The sequence below is a fragment of the Vibrio anguillarum genome (genome assembly GCF_003390515.1).
Taxonomy (GTDB): domain Bacteria; phylum Pseudomonadota; class Gammaproteobacteria; order Enterobacterales; family Vibrionaceae; genus Vibrio; species Vibrio anguillarum.
Map to the genome: position 1 here is coordinate 3,034,549 of NZ_CP031479.1, position 5,585 is coordinate 3,040,133.

At 41.5% G+C, this 5,585-nt stretch carries 8 protein-coding genes; 7 read left to right on the forward strand and 1 reads right to left on the reverse strand.

Annotated features, from left to right (window positions below):
* Positions 1-147 precede the first annotated feature (147 nt).
* The 7 genes from DD616_RS16600 (at position 148) to DD616_RS16635 (ending at position 4,085) form a co-directional block, all read left to right on the forward strand.
* On the forward strand, positions 148-753 hold the full coding sequence (locus DD616_RS16600) for a UCP028583 family protein (RefSeq protein ID WP_077460230.1): 606 nt from the start codon (positions 148-150) through the stop codon (positions 751-753).
* A gap of 619 nt (positions 754-1,372) precedes the next feature.
* Positions 1,373-1,711 carry a hypothetical protein gene (locus DD616_RS16605; RefSeq protein WP_370685859.1) on the forward strand — a complete coding sequence of 113 codons (339 nt, stop codon included), beginning with the start codon at positions 1,373-1,375 and terminating at the stop codon, positions 1,709-1,711.
* A gap of 211 nt (positions 1,712-1,922) precedes the next feature.
* The gene (locus DD616_RS16610) at positions 1,923-2,174 is read left to right on the forward strand and encodes a type II toxin-antitoxin system Phd/YefM family antitoxin (protein ID WP_001250181.1); all 252 of its coding nucleotides are present in this window, start codon (positions 1,923-1,925) and stop codon (positions 2,172-2,174) included.
* Positions 2,164-2,451, forward strand: coding sequence for a type II toxin-antitoxin system RelE family toxin (locus DD616_RS16615; RefSeq protein ID WP_000221356.1), 288 nt, complete (start codon positions 2,164-2,166; stop codon positions 2,449-2,451). The genes DD616_RS16610 and DD616_RS16615 overlap by 11 nt, the downstream gene beginning before the upstream one ends.
* A gap of 143 nt (positions 2,452-2,594) precedes the next feature.
* Positions 2,595-3,368, forward strand: coding sequence for an NERD domain-containing protein (locus DD616_RS16625; protein WP_094165418.1), 774 nt, complete (start codon positions 2,595-2,597; stop codon positions 3,366-3,368).
* 206 nt (positions 3,369-3,574) lie between these two features.
* Positions 3,575-3,829 carry a type II toxin-antitoxin system Phd/YefM family antitoxin gene (locus DD616_RS16630; RefSeq protein ID WP_009836585.1) on the forward strand — a complete coding sequence of 85 codons (255 nt, stop codon included), beginning with the start codon at positions 3,575-3,577 and terminating at the stop codon, positions 3,827-3,829.
* Positions 3,822-4,085: a Txe/YoeB family addiction module toxin gene (locus tag DD616_RS16635; RefSeq protein ID WP_019281448.1), complete on the forward strand. Its 264-nt coding sequence runs from the start codon at positions 3,822-3,824 to the stop codon at positions 4,083-4,085. The genes DD616_RS16630 and DD616_RS16635 overlap by 8 nt, the downstream gene beginning before the upstream one ends.
* Before the next feature lie 49 nt (positions 4,086-4,134).
* Here the strand turns inward: DD616_RS16635 and DD616_RS16640 are convergent, their stop codons facing one another.
* Positions 4,135-5,523 carry an IS4-like element ISVa18 family transposase gene (locus DD616_RS16640; protein WP_088731728.1) on the reverse strand — a complete coding sequence of 463 codons (1,389 nt, stop codon included), beginning with the start codon at positions 5,521-5,523 and terminating at the stop codon, positions 4,135-4,137.
* Positions 5,524-5,585: the final 62 nt, after the last annotated feature.

Below are 5,585 nucleotides of genomic sequence, written 5' to 3' on the forward strand. Positions count from 1 at the left end.
CAAAATTGAAGTTCAGGGGTTACGGTGTGTTTTTTTGAGTTCGGCGGTGCGTTGTCAACCCCTTAGCCGGGCGTTAGCCGAAAAAGTTGAACTTTGATACTTGATATGTGTATTGTCCAGTATGTCGTATTGAAAGAGTTTTAATCTATGAAATGCCGCGGAACAGAAAGCCGTCAACGAATTGTTAAGAATTATAATATTCATCCAGTGGCTCATGTGAAGCTGCTAAATGGACAGACAAAATTGAGTTGTACTAGCGATACTCTTACGGACAGTTATTACTGTTTTGATTATGTAGCTCGTAGTAATCCAAGTGATAGAGGAACTTTTTACTGTGGTTCTCATGCCGCAGATGATTTTTTAAAACTTACTCAATTGTCCCCTTTACCATTATTTAATCCTCTAGTGACAAGCGGAGAAGGAGGAGGTGGTTCTGGAGGTTCCTCTTCTAAAAAATGGGATCCACTTGCAAAGCAACTAAACAATGCAATCAATATGTTAGTAGTTTGCTGGGATATCGTTCCTGGAGGCGTTTTGGCAAATATTCAAGCACAGCTAATTCAATATCCTAATTCAACGCCGTTCTTATCAAAGCTAAAAGCTGTCAATACTATTATTGGTTACGATAAGTCAGGTCGAACTCTTCAGCAAATGATCGAAGGTCTGCGGGAAAAAAACAATGTCCGAAATTTTCAGTTCCATTTGATAAATAGAGAACTTGAATCAGAGGATATACCGTCAAATTTCGGCTAACAAACGCCTCAAGAGGGACTGTCAACGCGTGGCGTTTCCAGTCCCATTGAGCCGCGGTGGTTTCGGTTGTTGTGTTTGAGTTTAGTGGTAATGCGTTGCCAGCCCCTTAGGCGGGCGTTATGTTTAATCACCAAAAATCAGTTGGTTGCATCTTTTCTTTGCTCCCTCGGCTTGTTGGTTTTGTGTTTGTCGGCAAGTTGGCTTCAGCGGGCGCTGTTTTCCGGACAATTATTCTTTGGCGCTGGAAATTCAGAGAATTGCCTCAATCAATTTTCGGGTAATCGCGAGGTTAGGGCGGCTGGCTCAATCAGTATTTTAACCACAAGTTTTTGGGCTTGAATTGCCAAAATTCGAAGTCTGTTTTTCAAATCTATGAGTCGTTTCAGTTTTCTGGGTTTTGGCTTTTGTTTGTGAGTCAATGCTGGGTTAATCTTGGTTTAGGTAAAACGTAAGTCATTGAAGCTTAAACATAACAAACGGTTCAAGAGGGACAGCCAACGCGCGGCATTTTTATCATGCGTTGGTTTTTGTGGTTACGGTGTTATGCGGAAGCTTGGTAATGGCGTTGGCTGCCCCTTAACCGGGCGTTATGCTCTAGGAGTAAAAATTGACCGAATTGATGAGGAAAGTCTTTTTAATCAATATAGTGGCCTTTTTGATTGTTTTCGCTTTATCTAATTATGTTCCTCTTTTTGCTACAACGCGGCCAGCTGATTTTTTGTTTTTTGTCGTGATTGTTATTTGGCTTTTAGCAAAGTTAATGTGGGAAGGTGGTATACACAGCAAAACGACACGATTAGATGATCCGGTTACCGATAAAGTATACAAAATGGTAAAGGGACATGATTTTGAAGAAGAGCAAGTTGAGCATTATCGAGCTAACTACCAAACAGGCTTGGTTCTCTTTATTGCAGGTTTACCCGCATTAATTGGTTGTCTAGTTTTGCAGTTTACTTGAGCACAAGCATAACAAACGGCTCAAGAGGGATTGCTAACGCGTGGCGGCTTTAGTACAAAATTGAAGCTCAGTGTTTACAGTGTGTTTTTTGAGTTCGGTGGTGCGTTGTCAACCCCTTAGCCGGGCGTTATGCCTCTTTTGTAAACCTCTAGCAATTACTTAAATTAAGGTCTAAAATTAGGTCTGATTTTAATGCTTATATGGTGAAGTTATGAGACAGGTACTAGCGAATTGCTCTGCCAGTATTTCAGAGTTAAAGAAAAATCCAACTGCTCTTTTGAACGAGGCTGATGGTTCAGCTATTGCGATCCTTAACCACAACAAACCCGCAGCTTACCTTGTACCGGCTGAAACTTACGAGTATCTGATGGATATGCTTGATGATTATGAGCTTTCCCAAATAGTAGATAGTCGTCGTGGTGATTTGTCGCAAGCTGTGGAAATCAATATTGATGACTTATAAGTTAAAGTTTTTGCCTGCAGCCCAAAAGGAGTGGAGTAAGCTAGCGCCAACGATTCAGAGTCAATTTAAAAAGAAACTCAAAGAAAGGCTAGAAAACCCCCACGTCCCATCATCAAAATTACGAGGTTATGATTCTGTTTACAAAATCAAACTTCGTACATCTGGTTATCGTTTGGCTTATGAAGTCATCGATAATGAAGTTGTCGTTTATGTACTCGCTGTTGGTAAACGAGATAAAGACGCTGTTTATAAGAAGCTGGCTTCACGCTTCAGCTAGCGGCATAACAAACGCTTCAAGAGGGACAGCCAACGCGTGGCATTTTTACTATGCGTTGGTTTTTGTGATTATGGTGTTATGCGGAAAGTCAGTAGTAGCGTTGGCTGCCCCTTAAGCGGGCGTTAGTTGAATAAGGACGTTTCGTGGATATATTAGGATTACTATCAGGTGCTTTAGCTCAAGTTTGGTACATCATACCTCTGTTACTTTTCGTTTCGATATTCAAGAGCCGATGGTTTAAAGGTATGTTCGGGGAGTTCTTGGTAAACAGACTGCTGTCACAGTTACCTGAGTCAGACTACACGTTAGTACAAGATGTAACCTTACCCACAGAAGATGGCACAACACAAATCGACCATGTTGTTGTATCTAAGTTCGGTATTTTTGTTGTTGAAACGAAAAACATGAAAGGGTGGATCTTTGGCTCAATAAGTCAAAAACAATGGACTCAAAAAATCTATCGGCATACTTCTAAATTTCAGAACCCTCTTCATCAGAATTATAAACATATTAAAACCCTTGAATCATTGTTGGGCATAGATTCATCTAAGCTGCACTCGGTCATCGTTTTTATTGGTGATAGTATGTTTAAAACTGAGATGCCTAACAATGTTACTTACGCACGAGGTTGCTTGGATTACATTAAGCAGTTCATACAGCCAGTATTTTCAGAGACTGAGTACGCTCAAATTATCGCAGCAATCAATGAAGTTAAGCTAAAGAAAGGCATAGTTACAGATTTAAAGCATAGGCAACATGTTAAAGAGCTGGTCGCTTCAAAAGAAAACATAAAGCAATGTTCACGTTGTGGCTCTGAAATGGTGGTGCGTGAAACAAAGCGTGGCGAAAATAAAGGTAAACAGTTTTGGGGTTGCTCCTCTTTCCCTAAATGTAGGTCAGTGGAAGAATTCAACTAACAAACGCTTCAAGACGGATTCGCAACGCTTGGCGGTTTTTGTTTGCATTGATTAAGGTGTTTACGGTGTAATAATTGAGTGTCGTGGCCGCGTTGCTCACCACTTAAGCGGGCGTTAGCTGCTTACAAGTTCGCATGTTCCATTAGCTGTACAAGTTGGTTTTTTAGTCATATACTTGTCTCATTAAACGTACATGTGGAGGTTTTATGAGAATTGTATCTTTTACCGAAGCTAGAAATAGCTTGAAGAGCGTTTTGGATGCTGTGGTTAATGACGCAGATACAACCGTGATCACACGTCGTGACTCTGAAGATGCCGTTGTTATGTCACTGGATTATTACAATAGCTTAATGGAAACGGTTCATTTACTTCGTTCTCCGGCAAATGCTGAGCACTTACACCGTTCAATTGCTCAATTTAAAGCGGGTAAGGTGAGCCAAAGAGATTTAATCGATGAGTAGTCGTTTATTATCTTGGACTGATGAATCTTGGAATGATTATGTTTATTGGCAGACGCAAGACAAGAAAACACTTAAACGTATAAATAAACTCATCACGGATGTTAAACGTTCTCCTTTCGAGGGCATAGGTAAACCTGAGCCACTAAAAGAAAACTTATCTGGTTTTTGGTCGCGACGAATAGATGATGCGAATAGGTTAGTTTATGCGGTTGATGATAGTGCTATCACGATTATTTCTTGCCGTTATCACTATTAATTTAGGCTTTATCGTCAGGCAGCTAACAAACGGCTCAACTGTCTCTTGATCACAAGTCTGGTGAATCAAGAGACTTAGCCAGTTCATACCCTTCAAGGATGGTTTGTAACCTAAACCATCCTTGCCATAATGTCTTTATAGAAGCACGACCCGTTCGCTTTGTATTCTTCCAACCCCCTAATCGAGCAATACCTCTGTAAGCCCATGATATGTCCGGAGCTTCCTTCGGTAGCCCTTTTCTTTCTAGCTTTAGCCACATTAGCTTCCATGCTTTGCCTTTTAATATCGGCTCACAACTGCTCTTAGATAACTCATCTGATTCATTCATAAATCTCAACTGGAGCAACCGAGTCGCGATAAAAGCCAGAATAACGCTGAGCCTTTCTAAGTTATCTTTGCTTTGCATTCTCAATTGCTCGACTTGAGTGCCTTCACTTTTCCAGACTTTATGAAAATCTTCAATTAGCCAACGCAGCTCATAATAACTGACGATTTTAAGTGCCTCTTCCCTGCTCGTTACTGGCTCTGAGGTCAGTAAGTGCCATGCGAGCTTATCGTTACTCTCTCCTTGCTCTATGCATCCCACGTAGTAAAGCGAAATGTTATTGAACTCTTTTTTCTTCGCGGGAGATTTGAGTGTCACGGGGGCATATTTGATGTCTAGGTGAACCGTGCGAGCTTTACGGCCGCCTTTTTGCGGTATGTCGAGCACTCTTTCTCCTGCTGATTGCAGCTTGGAAGCGTAGTCATAAAGACGATTATCATGCTCTTTTATACAGCGACTTTGCATTGAGCGAACGAGGAATCGCTGTTGTTGCTCTTGCTTGTAAGTGAGGTATTCAAATAGGTCGGCTTCTCTATCGCACACAGAAATAACATCTGAGATTTTCTCGCCAAGTCGCTCTGCGACATGGCGAGAAGCTTGCTCCCATTTATAGCTTTCTTTCTCTTTGTATGGTCGAGTGGCGTACTGGTGTCCTTGTCCACGCTTTTCAATATCTCGAGTCCAGCGTTGTTGTTCAATTAAGCCAACAACCACTTGAGTTTCGGGAGCAAAAAGTAAGGTCGAGTGTATGAACATAGCCCGATTTCGATTGCCTTGATTGGAGTGCCCAAGTTCATCTTGTATGCTGCGATGGGAGTAACTTAGAGAAGTCGTATCTTCTAATGCAAGAAGTGTTTGTTGTTCTAAAGCCTCTTGCGCTGTGACATGAAAGCCCGCTTCAGCGATATCTTCTGCTTTGATTTGCTCATTACGGATAAAGCGATAAGCCCCTTCCATATCTGCAGGGGAGATGATGAGTTTCGAGACCGGTACGCCAGGTTGCTCGGCCAGAGAGGCAGCTAGGGCAACGAGTCTTTGAGTACGTCTTGGGTCATTGAGGTGAGCTTGACCAAATTGCTTTTGTGCCCAGAGGGTTGGTTCTATATAAGTCATTCTAATCATCCTTGTTATTGCTTAGATGATCAGATCATGAAACATAAAATTAGTTCAAAAAA

Excerpts from the sequence above, each read along its gene's own strand:
- DD616_RS16600 (WP_077460230.1), top strand. The coding sequence starts at position 148 with ATGAAATGCCGCGGAACAGAAAGCCGTCAACGAATTGTTAAGAATTAT.
- DD616_RS16605 (WP_370685859.1), top strand. The coding sequence starts at position 1,373 with ATGAGGAAAGTCTTTTTAATCAATATAGTGGCCTTTTTGATTGTTTTC.
- DD616_RS16610 (WP_001250181.1), top strand. The coding sequence starts at position 1,923 with ATGAGACAGGTACTAGCGAATTGCTCTGCCAGTATTTCAGAGTTAAAG.
- DD616_RS16615 (WP_000221356.1), top strand. The coding sequence starts at position 2,164 with ATGACTTATAAGTTAAAGTTTTTGCCTGCAGCCCAAAAGGAGTGGAGT.
- DD616_RS16630 (WP_009836585.1), top strand. The coding sequence starts at position 3,575 with ATGAGAATTGTATCTTTTACCGAAGCTAGAAATAGCTTGAAGAGCGTT.
- DD616_RS16635 (WP_019281448.1), top strand. The coding sequence starts at position 3,822 with ATGAGTAGTCGTTTATTATCTTGGACTGATGAATCTTGGAATGATTAT.
- DD616_RS16640 (WP_088731728.1), bottom strand. The coding sequence starts at position 5,523 with ATGACTTATATAGAACCAACCCTCTGGGCACAAAAGCAATTTGGTCAA.